18 protein-coding genes are annotated in these 24,742 nt (G+C 49.4%); 9 read left to right on the top strand and 9 right to left on the bottom strand.

Annotation, left to right across the window (positions count from 1 at the left end; all coding sequences use genetic code 11):
- The first annotated feature begins 111 nt into the window (after positions 1-111).
- The 4 genes from ACLTOQ_RS00220 to ACLTOQ_RS00205 all read left to right on the top strand — a co-directional run bounded on the left by ACLTOQ_RS00220 (position 112) and on the right by ACLTOQ_RS00205 (position 6,533).
- Positions 112-2,508: a hypothetical protein gene (locus ACLTOQ_RS00220; RefSeq protein ID WP_412318371.1), complete on the top strand. Its 2,397-nt coding sequence runs from the start codon at positions 112-114 to the stop codon at positions 2,506-2,508.
- Between the two features lie 133 nt (positions 2,509-2,641).
- The gene (locus ACLTOQ_RS00215; protein ID WP_118496082.1) at positions 2,642-4,198 is read left to right on the top strand and encodes a hypothetical protein; all 1,557 of its coding nucleotides are present in this window, start codon (positions 2,642-2,644) and stop codon (positions 4,196-4,198) included.
- A 284-nt stretch (positions 4,199-4,482) separates the two neighbouring features.
- Positions 4,483-5,787: a bifunctional folylpolyglutamate synthase/dihydrofolate synthase gene (locus ACLTOQ_RS00210; protein WP_021916274.1), complete on the top strand. Its 1,305-nt coding sequence runs from the start codon at positions 4,483-4,485 to the stop codon at positions 5,785-5,787.
- Entirely contained in the window at positions 5,784-6,533 is a 750-nt protein-coding gene (locus tag ACLTOQ_RS00205) for a hypothetical protein (RefSeq protein ID WP_337425842.1), read from the top strand. The genes ACLTOQ_RS00210 and ACLTOQ_RS00205 overlap by 4 nt, the downstream gene beginning before the upstream one ends.
- Here ACLTOQ_RS00205 and ACLTOQ_RS00200 read toward each other — a convergent pair.
- Positions 6,512-6,931, bottom strand: a complete 420-nt coding sequence (locus ACLTOQ_RS00200; RefSeq protein ID WP_337425843.1) for a hypothetical protein — start codon at positions 6,929-6,931, stop codon at positions 6,512-6,514. The genes ACLTOQ_RS00205 and ACLTOQ_RS00200 overlap by 22 nt on opposite strands.
- Complete coding sequence (locus ACLTOQ_RS00195; protein WP_337425844.1) at positions 6,928-8,436, bottom strand: DNA methylase; 1,509 nt, start codon at positions 8,434-8,436, stop codon at positions 6,928-6,930. Before ACLTOQ_RS00195 ends, ACLTOQ_RS00200 begins: the two co-directional genes overlap by 4 nt.
- 175 nt (positions 8,437-8,611) lie before the next feature.
- On the opposite strand from ACLTOQ_RS00195, the gene ACLTOQ_RS00190 reads away from it, so the two are divergent.
- From ACLTOQ_RS00190 to ACLTOQ_RS00180, 3 genes are all read left to right on the top strand, one after another.
- Positions 8,612-10,114, top strand: a complete 1,503-nt coding sequence (locus ACLTOQ_RS00190; RefSeq protein WP_021916278.1) for a sulfatase-like hydrolase/transferase — start codon at positions 8,612-8,614, stop codon at positions 10,112-10,114.
- Positions 10,115-10,199: 85 nt separating this feature from the next.
- Positions 10,200-10,436: a hypothetical protein gene (locus tag ACLTOQ_RS00185; protein ID WP_021916279.1), complete on the top strand. Its 237-nt coding sequence runs from the start codon at positions 10,200-10,202 to the stop codon at positions 10,434-10,436.
- A 198-nt stretch (positions 10,437-10,634) separates the two neighbouring features.
- Positions 10,635-11,990: an MATE family efflux transporter gene (locus ACLTOQ_RS00180; RefSeq protein ID WP_412318367.1), complete on the top strand. Its 1,356-nt coding sequence runs from the start codon at positions 10,635-10,637 to the stop codon at positions 11,988-11,990.
- Here the strand turns inward: ACLTOQ_RS00180 and ACLTOQ_RS00175 are convergent.
- The 6 genes from ACLTOQ_RS00175 to ACLTOQ_RS00150 form a co-directional block, all read right to left on the bottom strand.
- Positions 11,963-12,271, bottom strand: a complete 309-nt coding sequence (locus tag ACLTOQ_RS00175; RefSeq protein WP_021916281.1) for a hypothetical protein — start codon at positions 12,269-12,271, stop codon at positions 11,963-11,965. The two genes, ACLTOQ_RS00180 and ACLTOQ_RS00175, sit on opposite strands and share 28 nt — an antisense overlap.
- A gap of 67 nt (positions 12,272-12,338) precedes the next feature.
- Positions 12,339-14,579, bottom strand: a complete 2,241-nt coding sequence (locus ACLTOQ_RS00170) for a serine/threonine protein kinase (RefSeq protein WP_412318365.1) — start codon at positions 14,577-14,579, stop codon at positions 12,339-12,341.
- Positions 14,580-14,644: 65 nt separating this feature from the next.
- A complete protein-coding gene (locus ACLTOQ_RS00165; RefSeq protein ID WP_412318363.1) occupies positions 14,645-15,025 on the bottom strand; it encodes a hypothetical protein in 381 nt (126 codons plus the stop codon).
- 114 nt (positions 15,026-15,139) lie between these two features.
- Positions 15,140-16,498, bottom strand: coding sequence for a trypsin-like peptidase domain-containing protein (locus tag ACLTOQ_RS00160; protein WP_412287386.1), 1,359 nt, complete (start codon positions 16,496-16,498; stop codon positions 15,140-15,142).
- On the bottom strand, positions 16,495-17,343 hold the full coding sequence (locus ACLTOQ_RS00155; RefSeq protein WP_412318361.1) for a PP2C family protein-serine/threonine phosphatase: 849 nt from the start codon (positions 17,341-17,343) through the stop codon (positions 16,495-16,497). Before ACLTOQ_RS00155 ends, ACLTOQ_RS00160 begins: the two co-directional genes overlap by 4 nt.
- A gap of 3 nt (positions 17,344-17,346) precedes the next feature.
- The gene (locus ACLTOQ_RS00150; protein WP_337425846.1) at positions 17,347-17,898 is read right to left on the bottom strand and encodes an FHA domain-containing protein; all 552 of its coding nucleotides are present in this window, start codon (positions 17,896-17,898) and stop codon (positions 17,347-17,349) included.
- Positions 17,899-18,230: 332 nt separating this feature from the next.
- Between ACLTOQ_RS00150 and ACLTOQ_RS00145 the strand changes: the two genes are divergently transcribed.
- Positions 18,231-19,637, top strand: coding sequence for an ATP-binding protein (locus ACLTOQ_RS00145; protein WP_337425847.1), 1,407 nt, complete (start codon positions 18,231-18,233; stop codon positions 19,635-19,637).
- Between the two features lie 22 nt (positions 19,638-19,659).
- Here the strand turns inward: ACLTOQ_RS00145 and ACLTOQ_RS00140 are convergent, their stop codons facing one another.
- A complete protein-coding gene (locus ACLTOQ_RS00140; protein WP_337425848.1) occupies positions 19,660-21,291 on the bottom strand; it encodes a helix-turn-helix transcriptional regulator in 1,632 nt (543 codons plus the stop codon).
- Positions 21,292-21,533: 242 nt separating this feature from the next.
- On the opposite strand from ACLTOQ_RS00140, the gene ACLTOQ_RS00135 reads away from it, so the two are divergent.
- Positions 21,534-24,665 carry an alpha-mannosidase gene (locus ACLTOQ_RS00135; protein ID WP_412318359.1) on the top strand — a complete coding sequence of 1,044 codons (3,132 nt, stop codon included), beginning with the start codon at positions 21,534-21,536 and terminating at the stop codon, positions 24,663-24,665.
- Positions 24,666-24,742 lie beyond the last annotated feature (77 nt).

Here is a 24,742-nt window from a genome sequence, read left to right as displayed (position 1 = left end):
TCCTGTTGCAGTGGTTAAGCATGATTTCGCGGATTGTTTTGTGCATTGCGCATCTACAGCCCGCTGGAAATTATAATCATTATTCTATCATACAAAAAGGAGATTTTGCAAATGGCACACAAGATCAGAGAAGTTTACATTGTACATCATTCTCACACAGACGTTGGTTACACAGACCTGCAGGAACAGGTTATTTACAACCAGGTGAATAACATTCGCCGGGCAGTAGAGCTGATTGTGGATGGACTGGAAAAAGGAACCAATCAGAAAGGTCTGAAATGGAACTGTGAGACCTGGTACTGCGTAGAACAGTTTTTAAAGGTTGCAACGAAAGAAGAGAAAAAGGCGTTCTTCGATCTGGTAAAGAAAAACAGCATCGGTCTTTCCGCAAACTACTTAAACTTCAATGACCTGGCGGACTGCGAATATCTGACCGAGAAAATCCATGATATGCAGGAGGTATGCGCTGAGGAAGGTATTACCGTAAAGACGGCGATGTTTGCGGATATCAACGGTATTTCCATGGGACAGAGAGATGCTATGCTCGCAAACGGCGTTGAGTTCTTATATACAAATATCCACACCCATCACGGTATGTATCCGCTGTATCAGAACCAGAAGCCTTATTTCTGGGAAAATGAAGACGGCAAGCGTCTGCTGGTATGGAGCGGCGAACATTACAACCTGGGCAATGCGCTCGGTATCGTATTCAACAAAAATGTCAACTTCATGACAGAGAATTATTTCGGCAAAGCACAGGGCGATGCTGCAGGGGCGCTGGAGAAGCTCCACTCCAACCTGATTACAAGCATGGAGGAATATGAAGAAAACGGTTATCCCTACGATTTCTATATCACAAGCGTTTCCGGTGTATTTTCCGACAACGCGCCCATCAATCCCTCAATTGCAGACACGGTAGCGTTGTTCAACGAAAAATACAGCGAAGAAGTTACCCTGCGCATGGTAACCTTACAGGAGCTGTATGATCTGATCCGCAATAAGGTAGCGGATGCTCCCGTTTACCGCGGTGCGATCAACGACTGGTGGGGCAACGGTGTTGGCAGCACGCCTTATGCAGTAAAGCATTATAAAGAGGCAGTTCGTTTAAACCGTATCTGCGACCGACTGGAAGAAAAGACCGGTGTTCATAACGCAGAGCTGGTAAAAGCTTACGGCGATAACTCCTTGCTGTATGCGGAACACACCTGGGGGCATTCCGCAACCGTAACCAACCCTTACGATACCATGGTAACAAACCTGGATATACGTAAAAACAGCTATGCATCCAAAGCACATGAGGCAGCGGCAATGCGCAAAAACGAGCAGTGCCATCTGCTCGGCGATATCCTGCGTTACTACAATCTGTCCGGTAAGGTAAAAGCAGTATCCACCAGCCATGAAAAGAGAGTATTCCCGGTTGAGTTCTATGTGGAAACCATGAGCCTTCCGGCTGTAAAAGTAACCGATGACAAGACAAACGAAGTGATGGAGGTTCAGCTGTCTACACATCCCCGCGGTGTTCTGGTAAGCTTCCTGGCTGAATTTGAGCCAATGGAAGAAAAGACCTTCACTTATGAAGAACAGCCGGCATCGGTACAGACCCTGTTTACCAGAACCGCATGGGTCGGCGCAGAGCGTGTACGTGATATTATCAATACTTATGATACCGAAAGCTACAAGCTGCCTTACGGTATGGAAAACGATTCCTTCAAAATCAGCTGGAAGGTCGGCGAAGGAATTACTTCTTTCTATAATAAAAAAGCAGAGGTGGAAATGTGCAAGCCCGGATTGGAGACTTTCTTTACTCCTGTCTATGAGTGTACCAAAATCCGCAAGGATGTTTATGAAGAGCGCCGTCTGATCGGCAGAAATATCAGAGGCCTGCACGCGGAACAGTATCAGGGCGACTTAAAGGATGTAAGGATTCTCGATCATGGCCCGGTATTTACTAAGGTGGAACTGGTATTTGATCTGGAAGGAACGTACTACAGCAGCGTTATCATCAAGATGTACAACAAGCTGCCCAAGATTGAGTTTTCTTATCATATCGCAAAGACACTGAGCGAGGATATCGAGAGCGTATTTATGCCTCTGGCACTGAACCTGCCTGATGCAGAGGTTTCCATCCAGAATGGCGGCGTAGCCATGCGTCCTGGTATCGACCAGCTGCCCGGCACGAATATGGAGTACTATCTGGCAGATGAAGGCCTGATCTACCGTACCAAGGATCAGACGATTCTGGTAAATACATTTGATACCCCTCTGCTGTATATGGGAGCAATGGAATCCCATCCGATTCTTCTGTGCGATAACAGGGAAGAAAACAACAAGCGTCCGGTTTACAGCTGGATCATGAACAATACCTGGGAGACAAACTTCAAGATGGATCTGTCCGGCTTCAGCGAATTCCGTTACGGCGTGGAGATCGTAGACAACGGTTCTGTAAAAGAAGGCATGGAGCGTCTGTCTGATAACGATAAGGGCGTTGTAACCTTTATCTGCGGTTGATAAGGGCAGCTTGTTGGAAGGGACTCTGAAAGGATTCAAAACCGGTATCTATCCTTTCGGAAGTATGCTATAATGAGCGCAAGTGAGCGAAGGAACACAAGCTTTTAAAAGCACACAAAAGGAGGGGTTTTCTATGAGCAGCAAAATGACTGTCAAAAAGGAAGCGATTATGGCCCGATTTGGGGGAATGGGGTTCCATAACAGCGAAGCAAACGTCTGGCGGGAGATGGATGACGTCCAGTTCAACCAGTACGTCGGCAAGGTTTATCGGGAGCTTTCGCCCGGTTTTTCCAGAATGTGGGGAGGCTTTCCGGAATGGACGAAGGAAGAGATGGACGCGTTCGCAGAATATTGTGAAAAAATGCAGTGTAAGGTTGGTGCAACAATCTATCTGACCGGGCATTGCGTGCGGTATGAGACGGACGAGGAGCTGACTGCGTATGCATCGAATGTTGCAGACCGCCTGGAGTATCTGATCTATGAAAAGGGTCTGAGCAACGTTAAGATTTATTGTATGTCCAATGAACTGAGCCTGGATGACTGGGGAGACCTGGCATTTGAAATGGCTACGTTCAAAAAATATCATACCTATCTGTATAACGAGTTTGCGCACAGACATCTGCCGGTCTACCTGCTGGCGACCGACGCTTCCCCGATGGAGCGCTGGGAGACGGTGGAATGGGCGATTGCAAACGGCATGGTTCCGATTTCCAACGTATTTGGCGGACATCATTATGTAAACGACTTCGAAGCGGAGGATCTGGATTTTTATAAGATTTTCAAGCGTCACTGCTCTGATGTTGTCAATATGTTAAAGCCTTACGAGCGTCGTTTTATTCTGGGCGAGTTTGGTCTGGCGCAGGCATTCAAGCAGGGACAGAACAATATTAATGGCGTAAAGATGGACGTGTGTGATGCCTTCTATAACGGAAAGGAATCCTACTCTGCGCTGCAGATTTGTGAGATGGCACTGGCAGCAGTTAATGCCGGCGTGTATGCGATGGCACTCTGGACCTTTGTAGATGTTCCGAATCCCCGTGATCTGCAGTACCGTCTAAACAAATGGGGATTGCTGCGCTGGGATGATACGGATTACGGCGCACGGGACTGGCTGTATGCCTATGGCCTGCTGGTTCGCTATTTCCGGAAAAATTCCAAACCTCTTACGATTTCCTCCGAGGACTATCTGCTGCGCAGCGGCGGCGTTGTAAACGATGACGGTTCCTTCTCTGTTGCGATCGTCAATCGTCACAAAGAGCCCGTTGAGATCGATATTTCTCTGGAAAATCTGAAATCAGACAAGGCTCTGCGCAGATATCTGTATGATTCTGCCAATGTGCCCCGCAGCAAATTTGCAGACCTGCAGGATTACGATGAACTGATTGCATGCGCCGGCAACAGCGTGCATGTGACCGTTCCGGCAAGCTCCATCGTTCTGCTGACAACGGATTACACCGATCATAAGCCGGCAGCAATTACAGGTATTTGTGCAGAAGACGGGACAGTTACCTGGGAAGCCTCTACAGAGGCAGAGCATCGCTATTATCGTGTATATAAGGGTGATTCTGCAGACTTTGTTCCGACAAAGGAAAATCAGGTTGCCTCCACCATCGCAACGTCCTTTACGGATCCTGACGCAGCGCCCGGATTCTATAAAGTGGAGTCTGTCGATGCATGGGGAAATCACTGAACGGCAGCCGCGATAGCTGTTTGGCGGCAATAAAGTAATATGATGCCAGGGGCAAAAGGTCTAAGCCCACATGAGCTTGCTCATAGGTGGGTGAAAGACCTTGTGACCCGCCCTGATAGGAGCATAAAAGTGGGATGATAATCCCACGATATGCGACTATCGGGCAGGATTGTGGGAGTGCGCAGCACGGAACAATCCGTAGGCATCAAGTCGGGGGCTTTTGACCCCGACATCAGTAATATAGTTTGGTTGTGCGGATCAGACGGGAAGAAACGAGGAATGAGATGACCTATAACGAAGCGATTGAATGGATGGATTCAAGACACTGGAGCGGCACGGGAAAAGGGATCGTGCGGTCACAGGAGCTTTTGGAACGGCTTGGAAATCCGCAGGACAAGCTGAAATTTGTACATGTGGCGGGTACGAACGGCAAAGGTTCGGTCTGCGCGTGCCTGTCGAAAATTCTGACGGCAGCCGGCTATCAGGTTGGACTGTTTGTTTCTCCCCATTTAAAACGTTTTAACGACAGAATTTATTTTAACGGAACAGAGATCGGAGACGAAGATTTTGCGAGGTTGGCGTCACGGATCCGAACACAGGCAGAAGTCATGAAGGATGCGCCGACGGTGTTTGAGATCATGACGGCAATGGGGATGCTGTATTTTGCAGAAAAACAGTGTGATCTTGTGATGTTGGAAGTCGGCATGGGCGGCAGGCTGGATTCCACCAATGTGATCCGAACGCCGGAGGCTGCTGTTATCACCTCCATCGGATTAGATCATACAAAGGAGCTGGGTGATACACTGGAAAAAATCGCGGGAGAAAAAGGCGGCATCATAAAAACAGGGGGCACGGTCATTGTGGACGGAAGCAATACAGCAGTTATGCCGGTATTTGAAAAAATCTGTCAGAAAACAGGCGCGTTGCTTGTTACAAGCGCGCCGGAACAGATCCGGAATGTTGTGTTAAGTCCGGCGGGCGAGGTATTTGATTATAAGGATCTGAAAGAGCTTCATCTCTCTTTGACAGGTGTCTATCAGATGAATAACGCGGCGGTGGTCATAGAAACTCTTCGTGTGCTGGAACAAAAAGGGTATAGGATCGGTGAAGCTGCTCTGCGCAAGGGGCTTTCAGAGGTGTATTGGCCGGGACGCTTTGAACGCCTGCATGAGCAGCCGACCTTTCTGGTGGATGGCTCCCATAACCCGGACGGCATCCGGGCACTGCTGAAAAGCCTGCGCAGTTATTTTCCGGATAAAAAAATCCGTTTCCTGCTGGGGATTCTTTCTACAAAGGATGTCAGCACAATGCTGCAGCTGATCGAACCTTTGGCAGAAGAAATCGGCGTGATTATGCCGCCGTCTGAAAAAGCGATGGATAATGAAAGAATGGCGCAGCAGATCAGCCGGGAATGTGCGGTAAGGACGACGGCATTTGATTCGATCGAAGAAGGGGTACGCAGTATGATCGAAAATGCTGAAAAGGAGGATGTGATCTGTGCAACCGGCTCGCTGTATTCGATTGAAGAGATCCGTACCTGCGCAAACCGGGAATTTCATCAAAACTGCGGAGGCTGTGAGAGACTGTGACATCGGAAGAAACTGCGCGCTTTACTGCAGCAAAGGAGCGGATCATCGGTAAAAATCGGGAACGCAATGGTATCGGCACCCTTTCGGAAAAGACGGTTCACGCGGTGTTGAAAAACTATTACGCTCCGGATGAAACGCAGCATGAAATTCCGGTGGAGGGCTGCGTGGCAGATATATTTAATGGAAAAGAGATTATCGAAATCCAGACCAGAAGCTTCGATCGGATGCGCCCGAAGCTGGAGCGATTCCTGCCGCTGTATCCGGTGACGATCGTGTACCCGATCCCATACTGCAAGCATGTTTTCTGGATCGACGAGGAAACCGGAGAAATTTCCGGCGGACGGAAATCTCCATTAAAGGGAAGTCCTTATCTGGCATTTAAGGAGCTGTACCGGATCAAAGCTTATCTGCAAGACCCGAACCTGACGATCCGGCTCACGTTTCTGAATATGGAAGAATATAAGCTGTTAAATGGCTGGAGCCGGGACAAAAAACGTGGCTCCAGCCGTTATGACAGAATTCCTGTTTCCATTGAGAGGGAAATGGAATTTACCTGCGCACAGGATTATGTCCAGCTGATCCCATACGATCTGCCGGAGCCCTTTACATCTGCGCAGCTTGCGAAAGCTGTGCAGATTCGAAAGGAGCAGGCTGGTATTGTGTGCAATATCCTTCATGACCTTGGCGTGATGAAGCGGGAGGGCAAAAAAGGAAATGCGTATCTCTACAGGGTGGTGGAGGTATGAGTTTCGATGGACAGAACATCATCCAGAAAAATCTGCATTCCATCCTCCAGTGTGAGGATGCGCTGGAAAAGGTCGAGCTTTTTGACCGTGCCGGATATAGAGACATAGGAACCGCCCTGTTTGCGTTTGTCAGGGCAAAAAAAGGTAATGGAAATCAGCGGTTTTTCGGAGAGATGTTTGAGAAGCTGCTGAAATTGTATGTCGAGAAGCTCTTGCAGATCTTCGTTGAGTGTGATCTTTTCTTCTGTCAGGCGTGCTGTTTCCAAAATGGCGGAATCATAGCCGGTGAGAGCGGCAAAGGGAGAAAACTGGGCTGCGCGGTCATGCATGGACATCTGAGGATGTGTTTTGGAAACGTGGTGCGGAAGATGGATGATATCGCTGTAGTCTGACTTCATGCCTTATGTCCTCCGATCTGGTTGTTGCGGTCTTTGGCGGTTGCGCCCTCTTCCAGGTTCATCGCTTTGAGGACTGCGTTTTTACCGAATTTTTTTCGGATGGAAAGCATCGCCTCCTGCAGCTTTCGCTCACGCTCCAGGTCAGCAGCGTCGGCTTTCTGTTTTTGTTCTTCTGCTGCATAATCTGTGAAAAGATCGAGCTGGGTAAAGCGGTCTTTCTTTTGCAGAGCAGTGTCCTCCGGGATAATGTGGTTGGCGACAATATACAGCCGGCGGATCAGGAGCGTCGGATCGATAAGACGATCGAAAAGATCGACGGCGGCGTTCATGATCCTGTGGGAAGAGGAGGTGTAGTCGTCCAGATTTTGGGTTCCATGCGCCTGCTTTGGAATCGAACGGCCGTAGCGGTCTGTTTCGATGGAACCGTGGTAGGCGGATCTCCGGGAGGGATCGGACAGGTTTTCGATATCGTAGCCGACGGTGAGGACAATCTGGTCGGTTACGATTTTTTTATTTACAAGATCGAGGGCGAGCTGGTCTGCCATTTCTTTCAAAACGAGCTTTGCTTTGTCTGTCTCATACGGACAATGCAGAACCTGCCCGGAGCTGATGCTGTTGGTTTCCGGTTTGTAGGCTTTGATTTCCGGGACGGTGCAGGGTTCAAAGCCCCAGGCGTGGTCGATCAGAAGCTCTGCATTTTTTCCGAAAAGCCGATAGAGCAGGTCTTCATTTTTGACAGAGCAGCGTGCGATATCCCCCATCGTGAACAATCCATTTTCGGCAAGCTTTCTGGCATAGCCGTGTCCGATGCGCCAGAAGTCAGTGAGCGGCTGATGTGCCCAGAGCTTTTGTCGGAATGTCATTTCATCGAGAAAAGCGATGCGCACTCCGGATTCATCTGCCGGGAGGTGCTTTGCTACGATATCCATTGCAACCTTGCAGAGAAAAAGATTCGTCCCGATGCCGGCAGTAGCGGTGATTCCTGTCGTATCCATGACATCGAGAATAATTTTGCGGGCAAATTCGCGGGCAGTCATCCCGCTGGCGGGCAGATAATCCGTAATGTCCATAAAAACCTCGTCGATGGAATAAACTACGATATCCTCCGGTGCGACATATTTCATATAGATAGAATAAATTCTGGTGCTGCATTCCATATAATGCGCCATCTGGGGCGGCGCGATCAGAAAATCAACGGCGAGTGCCGGATTCTGAGAAAGCTCCGAGAAAAAATAGGATGTACCGGAAAGTATCTGTCCGGGCGCATGCTGTTTTCGTTCGATATTGACTTCCCGGACTCGCTGCTTTACTTCAAAAAGACGACTTCGTCCGGACATGCCAAAGCTTTTCAGAGATGGTGTGACAGCAAGACAGATGGTTTTGTCTGTACGGCTGATGTCTGCCACGACAAGGTTGGTATCAAGGGGGTCAAGGCCGCGCTCCCGACATTCTACGGAAGCGTAAAAGGACTTTAAGTCGATGGCAATATAGATGCGGTCTTCCATGAAATGTTGGCTCCTTTCTTTACATTGCAGTGGCTTTTTTATATTATACACGAACAGATGTTTGCTTTGCAAAGAAAATTTTTTATCTGGTTTCCTATTTTTTTCGAACAGTCTTTCAGAAATCTGATATACTATAATCTATCTGATGCCAGGGTGAAAAGGAGGGTTCCTTATTATGTTCAGACAAGGAAAACAGGCTGTGAAAAAATCGGCACAGCAAAATGTTGTAGTTATTTATGCCGATGATCTTGGTTTTGGGGATCTTGGATGCTATGGGAGCAGGAAGATCGACACCCCGAATCTGGACAGGCTGTGTGCAGAAGGATTGAAATTCACCAACGCATATTCTACCTCTGCGGTTTGTACGCCTGCACGCTTCAGTATCCTGACAGGGCGTTATCCGTTCCGGAATGAGCAGGCACATATCCTGCCGGGAGATGCGGGCTGTATTATCAAAAGAGAGCTTGATACCGTTCCAAAGCTGTTTCAGAGAGCGGGGTATCATACCGGAATTGTTGGAAAATGGCACCTGGGGCTGGGAGATGGCAGCAAACCGATCGACTGGAATCAGGAGATCAATCTGACACCGATAGACCTTGGTTTTGAGGAATCATTTATTTTTCCGGCAACGGCAGACCGTGTGCCCTGTGTATTCTTAGAGGGACGCTCGGTGGTAAACCTGGATCCAAAAGATCCGATCGAGGTTTCCTACGAAGCAGAATCTCCCTTTGAGGATATTCCAACGTATTATAAAAATCCGGAGCTTCTGCGCGTGCGCTCTTCTCACGGACACGATAAGAGCATTGTAAACGGCATCGGAAGGATTGGCTATATGCGCGGCGGAAGCAAAGCAGTCTGGAAGGATGAAGAGCTGGCAGAAACCTTTTTAAATCGGGCAACGCAGTTTATTTCAGACAGCTGCAGGGCAGAAAAACCATTCTTTTTGTATTATGCCCTTCATCAGCCCCATGTACCCCGCGTGCCTTCTGCACGCTTTGAGGGCGCGACCGGACTGGGACCCAGAGGGGATGTGATCGCAGAGCTTGACTGGTGCGTTGGAGAAGTGATGGCTGCGCTGGAAAAAGAAGGGATTCTGGATAACACCATGATTATTTTTTCCAGTGATAATGGACCGGTACTGGATGATGGTTATCTGGACAGAGCATATGAATTAAATGGGACGCATCGGGCAGCAGGACCGCTGAGAGGCGGAAAATACAGCAAATTTGACGGTGGTACAAGGATTCCGTTTATTGTATACAGTTCTGCGCTGAAGCATCGGGGTGTTTCTGAGGCGCTGATCAGTCAGGTAGATCTGTATGCTTCCTTTGCACATATGCTTGGCATCGAAACAAGAGAGGACAGCGCAGTAGACAGCCAGGACAGGTATGCGGCACTGATCGGAGAGGATCCTGCAGGCAGATCAGAACTGATGACAGAGGACTTATCCTGCGGAAAAATGCTGCGCTGCGGCAGCTGGGTATACTTATCTCCCAGCGAAGGAGCTCCATATATGCCCTTTACCAGAATTGAAACCGGTTTATCAAAGGATCCGCAGCTTTACAATATGGATTATGATATCGGGCAGCAGAACAACATCGCCTGGGATTATGCAGATCAGGTGGAGAAGATGGAAAAGCGTCTGCAGGAGATCCTGACAAGCGAAAGCACCAGATAAAAGTAAAAAAACGTAACTGTGAGGGTACTGAACAGTTTGTAAAAAACAAAGAATGCCCGGAAGATCCGGACGGAAAGGATAGGAAATGGCAGGATATCTGATTAAAGAAACCACTTGCGAGGAACGCAAACAGATCGTGGAGGAGGCACTTGGCAATCTGTCCGCCAGCTGCGACGGCTGTATGGCGGGACTTGCGGATATGTATCAGGATTACATTGACGGCAAAAAAGAAATCCGTGACATCAACATGGAATTCAATGCCAGATACGAGAGAGGAGACATGGATCGGGAAGAAAGAAGAAGCTGCCCGATGTCCGTGTAAAGGGAGAAAGAATAGAAAGACAGGAATCAGCCGGGGCGCGATAGTGCATTTCGGCTGATTTTTTCATAATCGAAACTGTCAGTTGATAAAAACATTGTGAGGAAGTAAAACTTTACTTTTTTACAGTGTTGACAGTGCCAAAACGGACAGATATAATAGCAGCAGGGTAAAATCGAAGGAAAGGTTTGGAAGAAGAAATTGGAAAGAAAATACGATTTGACAAAGGGAGATGTTTTCCGGACGATCCTGATGTTTATGCTGCCGATCCTGGCAGGAAACGTATTTCAACAGCTGTATTCTGCTGTGGATACGATCATCGTGGGCCGTACCCTTGGTTCTGACGCGCTGGCGTCGGTTGGAAGTATCGGAAGTCTGCAGTTTCTGGTGTTTGGATTTTGTTCCGGCCTTGCCGGCGGTGTGACAGTTGTGACATCTCAGTTTATTGGCGCAGGAAAAACGGAAAATGCGAGACGTTCCACAGCGGTGATCTATATGATCTGGGCGGTGGTTTCCCTGCTTTGTACCGTGGTAGGTATTGTTTGCCTGCCAGGGCTTTTGCATATTTTGAATATGCCGGAAAATCTGTTTCAGCGTGCGTATGCTTATCAGCTGGTCTGCTTTATCGGACTTGGAGGACAGCTTTTATACAACGTGGAATCAAGCCTTTTGAGGGCGATTGGAAACAGCAAAGTACCGCTTATTTTTCTGATCATTTCCTCTGTGTTGAATATTATATTGGATTTTGTGTTTATTCTGGTGTTTCATATGGATGTGATCGGAGCAGCTGCAGCGACGATTCTGGCCCAAAGCCTTTCCGGGGTCGGCTGTCTGATCTACAGCTTTCGGAAATATCCGCAGCTGCGTGTCAGAAAAGAAGATTTTAAAATATCATTTGCTTTTCTAGCGGATCATCTCCGGGTAGGGCTGCCGCTTTCGATTCAGGACTCCATTACGGGCGTCGGAATGATGGTATTTCAGAGTGCGCTAAACGGGATGGGTGCAGATGCGATTGCGGCATACACTGCATGTAATAAGTTGGAAACCTTTGTCGTGATGCCGATGTATTCGATCGCAGTTGCCATGGTAACGTTTACAGCACAGAATTTTGGTGCGAAGCAATATCAGAGAATTCGAAAAGGAATGAAGGTTTCCCTTTTGAGCTGTCTCTTTTTCAGTGTTGTGGTAGGCGGATTGATCATTGTGTTCTGTAAGCCGCTCGTTTCGATTTTCGTTGGAAGCGGTGCAGCAGAGGTGATCCGGCTGTCCAGAATTTACAACAGTATTGAAGCCAGCTGCTTATGGTGTGCGGCACTGTTGTTCACCTACCGGGGCGCGGTGCAGGGAACCGGAAATACGAAGATCCCGATGATGGGCGGATTTTTGGAGCTTCTCATGCGTGTTTTTGCAGCACTTTGCTTAAGCCGTATCTGGGGCTTTCCGGGACTGGCAATGGCCTATCCGCTGGCGTGGATATTTGCGGCACTGTTAAACATGTGGTATTATCGAAAGCTAGACAAAAATGATTTTCAGTGTACCAGAACTTCATCAATATGAAGAAGAATATGTTCCATGAGATAGAGGAGGACGAGTTGCTCGTCCTCCTTTGTCATGTCGGAAATCGGCTGCAGGAGAGTGATGTGGAGAATTGAGGTATCCAGAGAGCTTTCCGTAACTGCAAAGGCACAGAGACATTCTTTGCCAAATACGGAAACCTGCGCCTGAATATCACCGGTCATAACTTGGTCATAGGAGCTTTTCAGGCGATCCAGAATATCAAAAATCGCATAGACGGTCATACGCCGCGGACAGCCTAGATCCTGTTTGAGCGTGAACATGAGAGAGCCCTCCTATTACATTTTCCAATGAAAACTGGCGTTTTTTGCTTTTTTCAATGCTGCAGACTTACAGCGGACGCAGCGTGCCTATTATTTCGGCAAGCACATTGCTGGAGTTATCAATATTTTCTTCGGATGTGCTTGCACCGACGATATAGGGGACACCGTCGATATCAGCTGCAGCGAAGATAGAAATATCAGAATCGTGAGAAACGATCCGAAATTGCCAGACAATATCGTCTTCACGGCTTTCTGTCATGATCTCCGAAAGGGAAGCGCCGGAGACATCTTCCCAGATGCCGGAAAGGTAAGCAATACATTCGTCTGCGTTTTTTCCGGCAGAAAGTCCCTGCTCCACCTCAATATATTCCTCTTCGTTGGAGGAAAGGAAAAGAAGGAGGGCGGTTCCGCTGTTGCCGTTTGGAAGCGTAAAGCTGCTGCGTCTTGTGCTGCTGATCTGAGTGGAATCCGTGATGCATTGGATGCCTGCAGCGGTGTCGCAATAGCGCTCGTAGGTAATATCCACAGGACCATTTATACGAAAGGATGTCAGACTGTTGTAAATCTGTGTGTGGTCTGTTTCGGAATCCTTTGGATAGGAGCCGACGAGCAGATATGCGCCAAAGTCATTCCTTCCTTCTACTGCAAGCAGTACATGCTGCAGGGTGGTCTGGCTGGAATCTGTTCCCTGGAAGAAAATCTGGTAAGCGGACTGTCCGCCGAAATCGTCCGGTCCTGCGGTCAGAATCATGGCGTCGGTAAGACCGTAGCCCTCTGCGTAGGAGGAAACAATATCCTCCCGGTAGTTTTCGATGTCGGCAAGGGAATAGATCGGAACAATTGTAGCCCAGTTGAAGCTGGTTTCGATCCGGCAGTTTCTGGCATTGTTGGTAAAAGTAAAACCATCATCTGAAACGCTATACTCTGCCGGAACGTCGATGGTAGCATTTAAAATTCCGAGATCATAGGTGACAACTTCTGTACCGATGCTGTCGTTTGAATCGCCGGAAGAAGAATCGTCCGGTGCGTCTGAATCCTGCCCGGGCGGGGTTTGAGAGGGCGTCGGCGTATCCGAACCGGGAGGTGCAGATGCAGAAGAAGGATTCATGGACGAAGCAGAGTTTGTATAGCTGGTATTTTTTCCGGACTTTCCGGAAAGGGGCAAAAAGAGGACGAGGGCGACTACCGCGACCAAAGCGCCGCCAAGAGCGACTGCCAGAAGCGGATTTTGTTTCAGATGTGCCGACAGGACAGCAAAAAATGTGGCAGGTCGGGAAGACACCGCGCCGGAATATGGCTGCGGTGCGTTTGCCGTTGATCCGGGGGATGGCGATTGTGCCGATGCAGTTGCGACATCCCCGTTCAGCGCGCAGATAAAGGCTTCCATGCTCATGAAGCGGTCTTCCGTACGGATGCTGAGCGCCTTCAGAATCGCCTGTTCGATGGCAGGGGAAATGGAGATGCCAAGCTCGGAGGGGCGTTTGAGCGTATCGCCGTGAATCCGTTCGATGGAATCCGGCGGAAGAACTCCGGTGATGCAGCGGTAAAGCGTTGCACCCATGGCATAAACGTCTGTCCAGGGTCCCTGATTTCCATGGGAAGAGTATTGCTCCTCCGGGGCATAGCCATGCTTTAGAATAACGGAAACGCTTTTCCCATCACCGGAAGCAAAGCGCGCTGCGCCGAAGTCCAGAAGCCTGCTGTCACCGTCGGCGGTCAGGTAAATGTTGTCCGGGCTGATATCCCGGTGTAAAAGCTGCATGGAGTGGACAGAAACGAGCGCGTTCATAACAGGCAGCAGGATTTTCAATGCTTCTTCGCAGAAAATTTTTTCCCCGTGCGCAGCAAGATAGGCTTTTAGACTGGTGCCGTTCACGTATTCCATGACGAAGTATGCGGTGTTGTTTTCCCGGAAATAGTTCTGGACGGAAACGATATTCGGTGTGTTCTGGAGCTTTGCCAGAATGCGTGCTTCCTCCAGAAAACGTTCCATTCCGGATTGATAATCCTTTTCCTGATGACTGGTCAGAACGACAGTATAGCGGTCGGTGTTCCGGGTAGCCATGGCGGAGGGCATATATTCTTTGATGGCGACTTTGATTTCGAGGGTCAGGTCAAAGCCGAGGTAGGTAATGCCGAAGCCGCCGATGCCGAGGACTTTGCCGATCAGGTAGCGACCGTTTACAATTGTGCCCAGAGGAAGGGCGAGATAGGGCTGCTGCTTTGTTTCATCGAACCCGCAGACGGGGCAGACCGTGCCGGGTTCTTTTTCGGAAAAGCAGCCGTAACAGATACGTTCGGGATTCATAATTCCTCACATTCCGCCGCAAAAGCGGCTTTTGATGATAGACAGTTGTAAAATGTTCCGGTGTATTAGGAAAAGGCTGGCGAGATCGCATCGGGACGGCTGATGCAGGTCAGGACGAAAAGCGTCTCATCGATGCTGCGGATGCGTTCCGTATGGCGAAACAGCAGCCCTACGAGCCAGTCTGTCGCGTTGTTGGCTTTTGAAAATTCAATCTGGATTTCCAAAGGTTCAATATAAAAATCTCCGCAGCAGACAAGGCCGCCCTCCCCCGGCAAAAGTACCGGGAGAGAAGTCTCTTTTTGCAGCCGCCCATCTGCCATCAGATGGTAAAAGACGGCAGCTTCGGGAAAAGAAAGCGTATCGGGGGAGAGCTCGACCAGCCGCGTTTCAAGGAGAGCCGCACAGGAAAGCCCTGTTTGGGTAGAAATCGTATCAGATGCAGTCATAGGTTCTCTCATTTCTGCGCACGCTTTTTGTGCATGTCGAGTTTGTGCCAAGTGCGCGCGGACACAAATCTCGTTTATTCATGACAATAGAATACTGGCAGAGCGTGCATTCTATTATTCCTTCGCAACGAGAAAACGGTTTGAGGGATCGCAGAGGAAGAACGTATCTCCGGCATAGAGCTTTTCGGGGACGTTCGGGGCGAGCTTTTTCCCATTTCCAAGGAAGGTTCCATAGGAGGAACCGAGGTCGGTCAGGACGAAGCAGCTTTCCCCCGGATTGTAGGAAAGCTGGCAGTGGCGGCTGCTGATGCCGGGCGTGCTCTTTTCATAAACGATGTTGCAGAACGTAGGATCTCTGCCGATGGTAACCTTTCCCTTGAGCAGGTCGAAGCTCTGCCCTGCGTAGCTGCCGGTCATTCCACGCAGGATCGCATGAGCGCCGGAGCTGCCTGCCGCACCGGAGTGTACAGGATTGCCGTTTAAGCCGCTTGCTGAGCCATTCGCCAGACCGCTGTTTCGATCTGCCAGGCCGCTGCGGTTATTTGTAACGCTGGCTGCAGCCTTCCTTTCCTTCCAGAAGAAAAACGTGCCCGCTGCGATCAACAGAATGCCGAGTAGGAGCAGCACAGCACTGCCGGGACCGTGGAACAGGGAAAAACCAGAGCTCGAAAACGTGTAGGGAATGCGCTCAACATCCAGGATTTTCGTCAGCTCGTTGATGATGATGGCATAGTTCATGCCAAGGCTCAGCCCGGTATTGGGATCAATGGCGCCTGCAACGTTGATACCGATTACGTTTCCTTTTTCATCGACCAGAGGACCGCCGGAGTTGCCGGGAGCGATGGAAACGTCCATTTGAAATGCCTCATAGGTGGAAAAAGAGGTGGTTGTACGTTTGCTGATGATGCCTCGGGTGATTGTAATATCGTCTATATCGTAGGTGGCAAAATCCTGACGCTGGGAGGAATTGCCGGGATAGCCGAGCGCGTAGGCGGTGTCGCCGATCTTGATGTCGCCGGAGTCGCGCAGCGTCAGGGCAGTCCGTTTATCCGTCGGGGAGGGCAGCTGCAGGATGGCGATATCCTTTTCCTCCTGAGGGGAAAAGTAGACGACCTTGGCTTTTACATAGTCGTTTTCCGCTGCGGAAAAAAAGACATCAATTTCCCCTCCGTAAAGACTGGAATCATAGCGGGGATAGGTATAGGCTTTATTGACGACATGCCCGTTTGTCACGATGTACTGAATCGGCTGTCCGGGCGTGCCGATGGCCCAGCCGGTTCCCATTCCGGCTTCGCTGTTTCCTTCGTTGTCATAGACTGTCGCATAGACCATGACGATACCGTTTCTGGATTCATAGGGATCCTCAGAGGAGCTTTTGGTCAGCCCTGTGATGCCGAAAATGGATGAGACAGCGCCGATCAGGATTAGCACAAGGGCGATCAGCTGTTTAGAAGAGAGTTGTTTGGTTTTCATTCAGTATTCTCCTTTTCCCCGTAATAATGTAAAACGATTGCGGTATAGTTATCCTGTGTGGGAAGTGCGGCTTTTCGGATTGCTGTTTCAAGCGCGCTGCAGCAGTCCTGAACCGGAAGCTCCATCGCCTCGCGGATTTGTTTCAGGGTCAGCGGATCGCTGATTCCGTCGGAGCATAAGAGCAGGACGTCCCCCGGGAAAAGGGAAAGTGGAATGTAGGTGCGATCCGGCGTGACCTCCTCCTTCCCGATATATTGGGAAAGTGCGCCTGCCTGTGGGTCAGAAAAAGCTTCCTCGATGGGAAATGCGCCGTGAAAGGAACGCAGCAGCAGGTCCTTTTGAAATTCCTGCCGGGTGTTTAATGCATAGAGCTGATGTTCCCGGAGCAGAAAAAGGTCACTGTCTCCGACGCTCCAGAAGTGCAGTTGATTTCCCGAAATCCAGGCAGCGACAAGGGTGCAGCCGCCATGGCCGTAAAACTGCTGATAGATAGTTTGGGTACATGCGGAAATCAGCTTTGGCACGCTCGTGACGGCTGGTTCCGGAAATGGAAAAGCATTCAGGAGACAGGCGGTCGTCTGGCAGGCGATCCGTTGTCCTTCCGCCATTCCGCCCATGCCGTCACAGAGAACGGCTAAAATCCCGTCTGTTTCATAGCGGTCTGCCGGAGAGATTCCGAAGGCATCCTGCTGCTGTTCACGCTGTCCGAGCCCCTGCAGGTTTGCAATTTCCAGAATGGAAGTTTTTTCCGGGGTCAGAACGGTGGTAACGCAAAGCGACTCCGGTGCTGGTTCGGATGGCTGCTGCTGAGTCTGTGCTTTTTTTCGCTTTTTAAAAAAGAACATGAGCTATTCCTCACTCCACTGAAACTGTTCGCTGCAAAGAGGCAGGAAAAGCAGTCGGCTTTTTCCGACCTCGATGATGTCGTATGCTTTGAGCGGATGAACCATTTCGACCTGTTCATCGTTGCAGTAGGTAATGCCGCGTCCCTGCCCGGGCGAAAGGGAAAAGGTGTTGTGTTTTACATCGTAAGTGACCAGTGCATGACTTTCACGGGATACGGTATCATCATCCGGCAGGGAAACATCCATCGCGGCAGCCCGTCCGATAAAGTTTCTTCCTGAAACGAGACGGAAATCCGTTCCGCGGTGTGGACCTTCGATGCAGATCAAAAAGCCGACTGCCGGATCAATACCGATTTTCTTTTTCATCACAGCGACTGTTTTGCCGCTGTCGAAGGCTGTCGCAGCTGCAGCAGCAGGATTGCCCGGAAAGGCAGCCACTGTCTTGCCGATATCCGCTGCAGCCATCGTCTTTCCGATCCCTGTATTCTCCTTGCAATACGGACAGCTTTCAAATCTTGCTTCATCATAGAAATGACCATTATCACACTGCTTCATAGAGTCCTCCTTGTTTTCCGAAGGAAAATGCGACTGCATTGAACGCTGCGCTGCGGTTTGCGTCAGGCGGGCATTTTCCGTTTTGCAGTTTTATTGTTACCTTCAGTCTACGCGTCGGGCGGTCATCCGGGTATGCCGTATGCGCGCCAAAACGGCGAAAAATGCGGTTTGGCGCTGGTGCGCCAGGGGAAAATAGGGAGAAGTGTGGATTAGGAATCGATTTGAGTCGGTAATTTGAGAAAAATGCAATTTATCGAATCATACTTTAGTAAATCGTAATTGACTAAACCGTAATTCGATACTATGATGAAAGAAACAGGAGGTACGGCAGAATGTTTATCGGACGGGAAAGAGAGCTGCAGACGCTGGAGCGGCTGTTTTATTCGGATCATTTTGAGTTCGCTGTTATTTACGGCAGACGGCGTGTGGGAAAAACTGCTTTGATCAGTCGTTTTATTCAGGATAAAGATGCGATTTATTTTATGGGTGTTGAAAGCAGTGAAAAACAAAATCTTGAAAACTTGAGCAAAAGTATTATGGAATACAGCAGCGGGATAGAGGCTGAGACGTCCTTTCTTTCTTTTCAGGCGGCACTGGAATATGTGTTCCGACTGGCAGAAAAGAAACGGGTCATTCTGACGATCGATGAATATCCGTATGTGGCGCGCGCTTCCAAAAGCCTTGCTTCCACATTACAGTTGTTGATTGATAAATATAAAGAAGCTTCAAAACTGATGTTGATTCTCTGCGGATCCTCGATGTCCTATATGGAGGATCAGGTTTTGGCATATAAAGCCCCCCTGTACGGACGGCGCACTGCCCAGATGAAAATACAGCCGTTTGATTTTGCGGAAACCTGTCGTTATTGCCAGTATTTCAGCCCGGAAGAAAAAGCCTTGATGTATGGAGTTGCAGGAGGTACGCCACAGTACCTTTTACAGATGAATGATCATCAGAGTGTGGAGGAAAATATTAAAAATACCTTTTTAAATCCGAACTCCGCAATTTATGAAGAACCCTCCAGTCTGCTGAAGCAGGAGGTACGGGAACCTGCTATTTACAATGCAATTATTACAGCGATAGCAACAGGGGCATCCCGGATGGCTGAGATTTCGACGAAAGTAGGGGAAGATTCCAATGTTTGTTCGACCTATGTGAAAAATCTGATTGCACTTGGTATTATTCGTAAGGAAGTTCCTTATGGAGAAAAAACGACGCGCAAAACAATTTATTCGATCGAGGATAATATGTTTCGGTTCTGGTATCGTTTTGTTCCGGAAAATAATTCGATCATCGCCCGTGGCGCGGTGGAACTGGCTTACAGGCGGATTGAGCCGCACTTGTCAGATTATATGGGACATATTTTTGAGGATATCTGTTCGCAGTATCTCTGGGCATTGCTGCTGAAAGGAAAAAGCCCGGTTGATTTTTCGGAGCTGGGACGTTGGTGGGGAACAGATCCGCGTACCAGAAGCCAGACGGAGATCGACATTATGGCAGAGCAGGATCGGCAGGCAGCTTTGTTTGGAGAATGCAAATGGACGAATGAAAAAGTGGATGTTGGTGTGTTGGATACGCTTGTTGAGCGTAGCCATTTGTTTCATTATGATCAGACCTTCCTTTATCTGTTTGCCAAGACCGGTTTCACCCAGGGCTGCATAGAAAAAGCCGAACATCTTGGCAATGTCCGGCTTGTGACGTATTCGGATATTTTAAAAGAGCTGGTTCCTGAGACTTAGGGAAATATAATTTCAGCTCCGGTTACAGGTTTTTGCGCTGCCATTCGATGTAGGACTGGTACAGTCCCATCCGGGATTTTGCACCGACCTTTTCATAAATGGATGTGATATAGCGCTGACAGGTTCTTCGGGAGATGAAAAGGCTGTCGGCGATTTCCTGGATGCTCTTTTCTGTGTTGACGAGTTGGTCAAAAACAGACTGTTCCCGGTCAGTCAGAGAAAATGCCGTGGAAAATGTGGAAAACGGGTCTGCATTGGGAGTGTTCTGTGGATAATCCGGATCGGAGGAAATGTCCGAAACCGTAGAGGCGGACGAATCGTTGCCGAGGGCGGCCTTTGTGTTATGGATCGCGTTCGCTTCGCAAGTTGCCTGCATTTTGTGAGTCATAGTGCCGCCTGTCTCAGTCTGTACGCCCGGCGCATTTAACATGCTATAGGCTGCGATCAAAATGCTTACCGTTGCGAACAGGACAAGAGCCGTGATAATCAGCGTGATGCTGCTGTTCGATGCGATCAGGGAGAGAGACAGGTTTGAGACCAGGGCAGCGCCCGCATTGTTGACAGCACGCCCCATTCCTGCCCAGAGGCGCGGGCAGCGGGTATCTTCGGACAGCGCCAGAAAAGAGGTCGTAAAGAATACGACGAAAAATCCGGAGGACAGGTAAAAGACGATCAGTCCGATCAGGAAAGAACCGCCAAGCTGCAGGATTGCGACGCTGAGCGTGGAAAGCATCATAATGCAGTACATGATGAGATTCATGAAACGTCTGTTATGGAGGTCAAACAAAAATCCGGCAGCAAGTCCGCTGCAGGCGAGCAGGATACGAGGCCACTGACCGATATCCATGGTTCCGTCTGCGTGTCCCAGTGTAACGGTGTTGTCCAGTGTACTGAAAATACAGGTCATAAAAATGACGAGAAAGATCAGCAAAACGAGCTGCGGCAGGGCACCGGAGGCAGATGGAGCAGGGAGCTTATGCTGTGGGTCGGTGCTGCCGGAAGAGACGCAAGCTGACGTGTCTGACATATGTGGACAGGGATTTGTCACATCGGACACCTGAGGGCTGGAATTTGCAGTGTCCGGCATCTGGGAGCTGCGGCTTGCCTTCCGGTGCTGAAACCGGAACAGGAAAAATACGATAAAAAGTAACGCGGCGCAAAGCAGCAGCTGTTCTGCCAGGGCAGAAGAAATCAGACTGTTGTTTAGAAATTGCAGCAGGATAGCAAACCCATAGGAAATGCCAACCATGCGTGCGAAATATTTTTTGTCAGAAATTTCACAAAGAAAATGGTAATGCACTGCGCTGCCGAGGATGCCGAGAACCAGAAACAGAAGCATTCCGACGGCAGTCAGAAGACCGGGCGGAACAGGACTGCCAAGGATTACAAAGCAGACGATTGCCAGCATTGTAAGTGTGAAAAACACAGCGCTGTGCAGGCGATCGCGAAAAAACCGAAACAGCAGAGGATAGAGGCAAAAGCCGATCGCACTGATACCGAGCGCATAATTCTGGACGTTCACCGTCCGGGCGCTGGAGGCGTTTTGAGCGATCTGGTTGACATAGAAATACTCTGTGCTCAAAAAGAGAAATGTAAAAACCGCCAGCATGGAAATGGCGCGGAGGGATGAAGGTTTTGTAAGTTCCTGTTTCATAAAGGGGAAAGCTCCATTCGTATCGTTCACGAGTGTCGGTTGACAGCTCTTTAAAAGGGAAAATGCTGTAAACCTTGAATCGGACTTCTTTTTCGTTGCATAATTCATTATATAAAATTTGAAAAAACAGTGCAATCGCTTCGCCGCAGAGAACTGAGAAAAGAGGTAACGGGAAAGAAAATAAAAAAACAACACCATAAATTTTAAAGGGGAGAGTAAAAGGTATGTACGAAGAGACACAAATGGAGAAAACATTCCGGAAATTAAAACGTCTGGAAGAAATGCTGCATGACCGGATGTTCATTCCGGTGGATCAGGTGGAAATGAGCGTCTGGACGACGAAAAAGCCGGTGCATGAGGTGCCGGATCGGGCGCTGTTTAGTCCGTGCGAAAAGGGACGAAAGTGGCTGGAGGAGGGATTGTATTGCTGGTTTCTGGGGGATTATACCATACCGGAAAAGCTGGCAGGACAGACACTTTTTATCTTTCCGAAGATCAAGGGCTATGAGGGGATGCTCTGGGTTGACAAAAAGCCCTATGGGAACTTCACCTTTAAGGTAATTCAGAACAGCTACGGATATCATTACTGCGACCTGCTGACAAAGGGAAAAGCAGCGGGCGAGCAGCTGGAAATCGCGCTGGAATATTATTCGCATCATTATGTGCGCGGCACGCAGCCGTTTGAGGAAAGTGACGAGGTATTCGAGATCGCTTACGATCATGTGGATATCTGTGTAAAAGACGAGATCGTCTGCAACTTCTTCTACGATCTGCACATTGTAAACCAGATGGCGGAATCCCTTTCCAAGGAGCAGTTCCGCAGAGGGGATGCGGTCCGTGCGCTGTTAAGAGTGCACGAGATCATCGACTACGATATCGACCTCGCAGATCCTGTCGAATGGCATGAAAAAGCGCAGAAAGCGGACGCTGTTTTACAGAAGGTTCTGTCCGACCGCAACGGACCGCATGCAGGCTTTGCAGGTCTGATCGGGCATTCCCATATGGATACCGCATGGCTGTGGCATCTGGATGAGACGGTGGAAAAGTGCGCGAGAACCTATGCAAACCAGCTGTCTTTGATGGATCAGTACCCGGATTATAAATTTATTCAGAGCTCCGCGGTGCATACCTCCTGGATGGAACAGTATTATCCTGCCATTTTTGAAGGGATGAAAAAACGGATTGCCGAGGGCAGATACGAGCCAAACGGCGGCGTCTGGGTAGAGTGCGACTGCAATATTCCCGGCGGTGAATTTATGGTGCGCCAGTTCTTATGGGGACAGCGCTATACGATGAGCAGATTTAACTATCGTTCCAACTGCTTCTGGCTGCCGGATACGTTTGGCTACAGCGCAGCCCTGCCGCAGATCATGAAAGGCTGTGGGGTGGATTATTTCCTGACGACGAAGATGGCGTGGGGCGATACGAACGAGTTCCCGTATGATACGTTTTATTGGGAAGGAATTGACGGTACAAGGGTATTTACTCATACAAACCGTACCCATATCTGGCCGGATGCGCAGCAGCTTCTGGAATGCGTCAACGGCTGCAAGGGCTACGGTATCAAGGATAAAAATGTGACGGACAGCAGACTGCTTTCCTACGGCTTCGGAGATGGCGGCGGCGGTCCGGAATTTGAAATGGTGGAAATTGCAAATCGATTAAAGGATGTAGAGGGGCTGCCCAGAACGGAGCATATCCGTGTCGGTGATTTCATGCAGAAGCTGGAAAAAGAGAGCTTCCGTCCTTCCGTTTATGCAGGGGAGTTGTATCTCGAGCTGCACCGCGGCACGCTGACCAATCAGCACCAGATCAAGAGAAATAACCGGAAAGCGGAGATTGCCCTTCGAAATCTGGAATATATGACCGTCCTTTCTGCATTGCAGTCGGGCAAAACGATCAGCGGGGAAGCGATTGCACCTCTGACCGAGCTTCTTTTGCTGAACCAGTTCCATGACATCCTGCCCGGAACCTGTATTCCGCGTGTGCACGATGAATCGCTGGCACAGACTGGGCATGTGATCGAGGAAGCGATAAAGCAGACAAAGGAACTGCTTGCAGACATGGCAGAGGAAAACAGCGCGGCAGATGGCGCAGATCATGTATTTCGGACGATTTACAATACCCTTTCCTTCGACCGGAAAGACACGGTTTATCTGCCGATTGAAAAAGACAGCCACATCGACAGCACATACGGACAGCAGATCGTTGAAAGGCTGGATGGGCAGGACTACCTCGCGGTAGATGGACTGAACGTTCCGGCATTTGGCAGCCGCAGCGTAGCGCTGGTGGGTGGAGCGCCTGTTGAAAACGCTGGCTGTGAGGCGGCAGCTGCGTTTGTCCTGGACGGCGATCATCTGCAGACGCCTTACTACGATGTGATCTTTGATGAAAGAGGTTACATTTCATCCCTGATCGACCGTGAAAACGGCAGACAGCTAAAGGGAGAGGGCTATGCACTCAATACGTTCCTTGTGGCGGAGGATGTGCCGGATTCCTGGGACAACTGGGATCTGGATGCGGATATCGCGGACAAATGGAGAGACTGTGCGAAGCTTTTGAACCGTGAGGTCATTTCCTGCGGAGCGGTTGAACTGCGGATCCGGAGTGAATATCAGCTGACGAAAAACAGCAGCCTGCAGCAGGATATGGTATTTTACAGTAAGGATAGAAGAATCGTTTTTGAAACGGTGATGAACTGGCAGGATGACCACCGCTTCTTAAAGACAGCGTTTGACACTTCGGTTCAGAGCCGTTTTGCGAAACACGAAGTTCAGTTTGGGTATATCGAGCGTGCAACTTACCGCAACACGTCCTGGGAAAAGGCGAAGTTCGAGGTTTCCAATCATAAATATACAGACCTTTCTGAACCTGGATACGGCATTGCAGTTTTGAACGATTGCAAATATGGCGTCAGCGTGGAAAATGGACGCATCTGGCTGTCGCTGCACAAAGGCGGCTGCCGTCCGGACTACAGAGGCGATAAAGGAATTCATGAATGCACTTATGCCTTGCTTCCGCATAACGGCGGCTTTGGCGCAGAAGCAGTCGTACAGCCTGCATACGAGCTGAACATTGCTCCGGTTGTTATGCCCGGCAGAAAAGAGCTGGAATCCTTCGCCACCGTGGATGCACCGAATGTTATCGTGGAGGCGATCAAGCCGATGGAGGATGGAAACGGCTATGGGCTGCGTCTCTATGAAGCGGAGGGAACTTCCGTGCGGACAAAGCTTCATCTGACAGAAACCGGCAAAAAAATCATGCTGACGAATCTGCTGGAAGAGGAAATCGAAACGCTTCCGGATGAAAAGGAAATTGCACTGGAATTTAAGCCATTTGAAATTAAGACGATTTGTGTATTGATGAAACAATAGAATGCACGCTCTGCGAGCACTCTATTGTCATGAATAAGAACATACCGCCCGGCAGCTTTTGTAAGAAGAGTTGCCGG

The organism is Gallintestinimicrobium sp. (assembly GCF_046968865.1).
In the GTDB taxonomy this organism is placed as follows: Bacteria; Bacillota; Clostridia; order Lachnospirales; family Lachnospiraceae; genus Gallintestinimicrobium; species Gallintestinimicrobium propionicum.
Note: the sequence above shows the minus strand (reverse complement) of the source record. Positions and strands in the feature narration are given on the sequence as shown.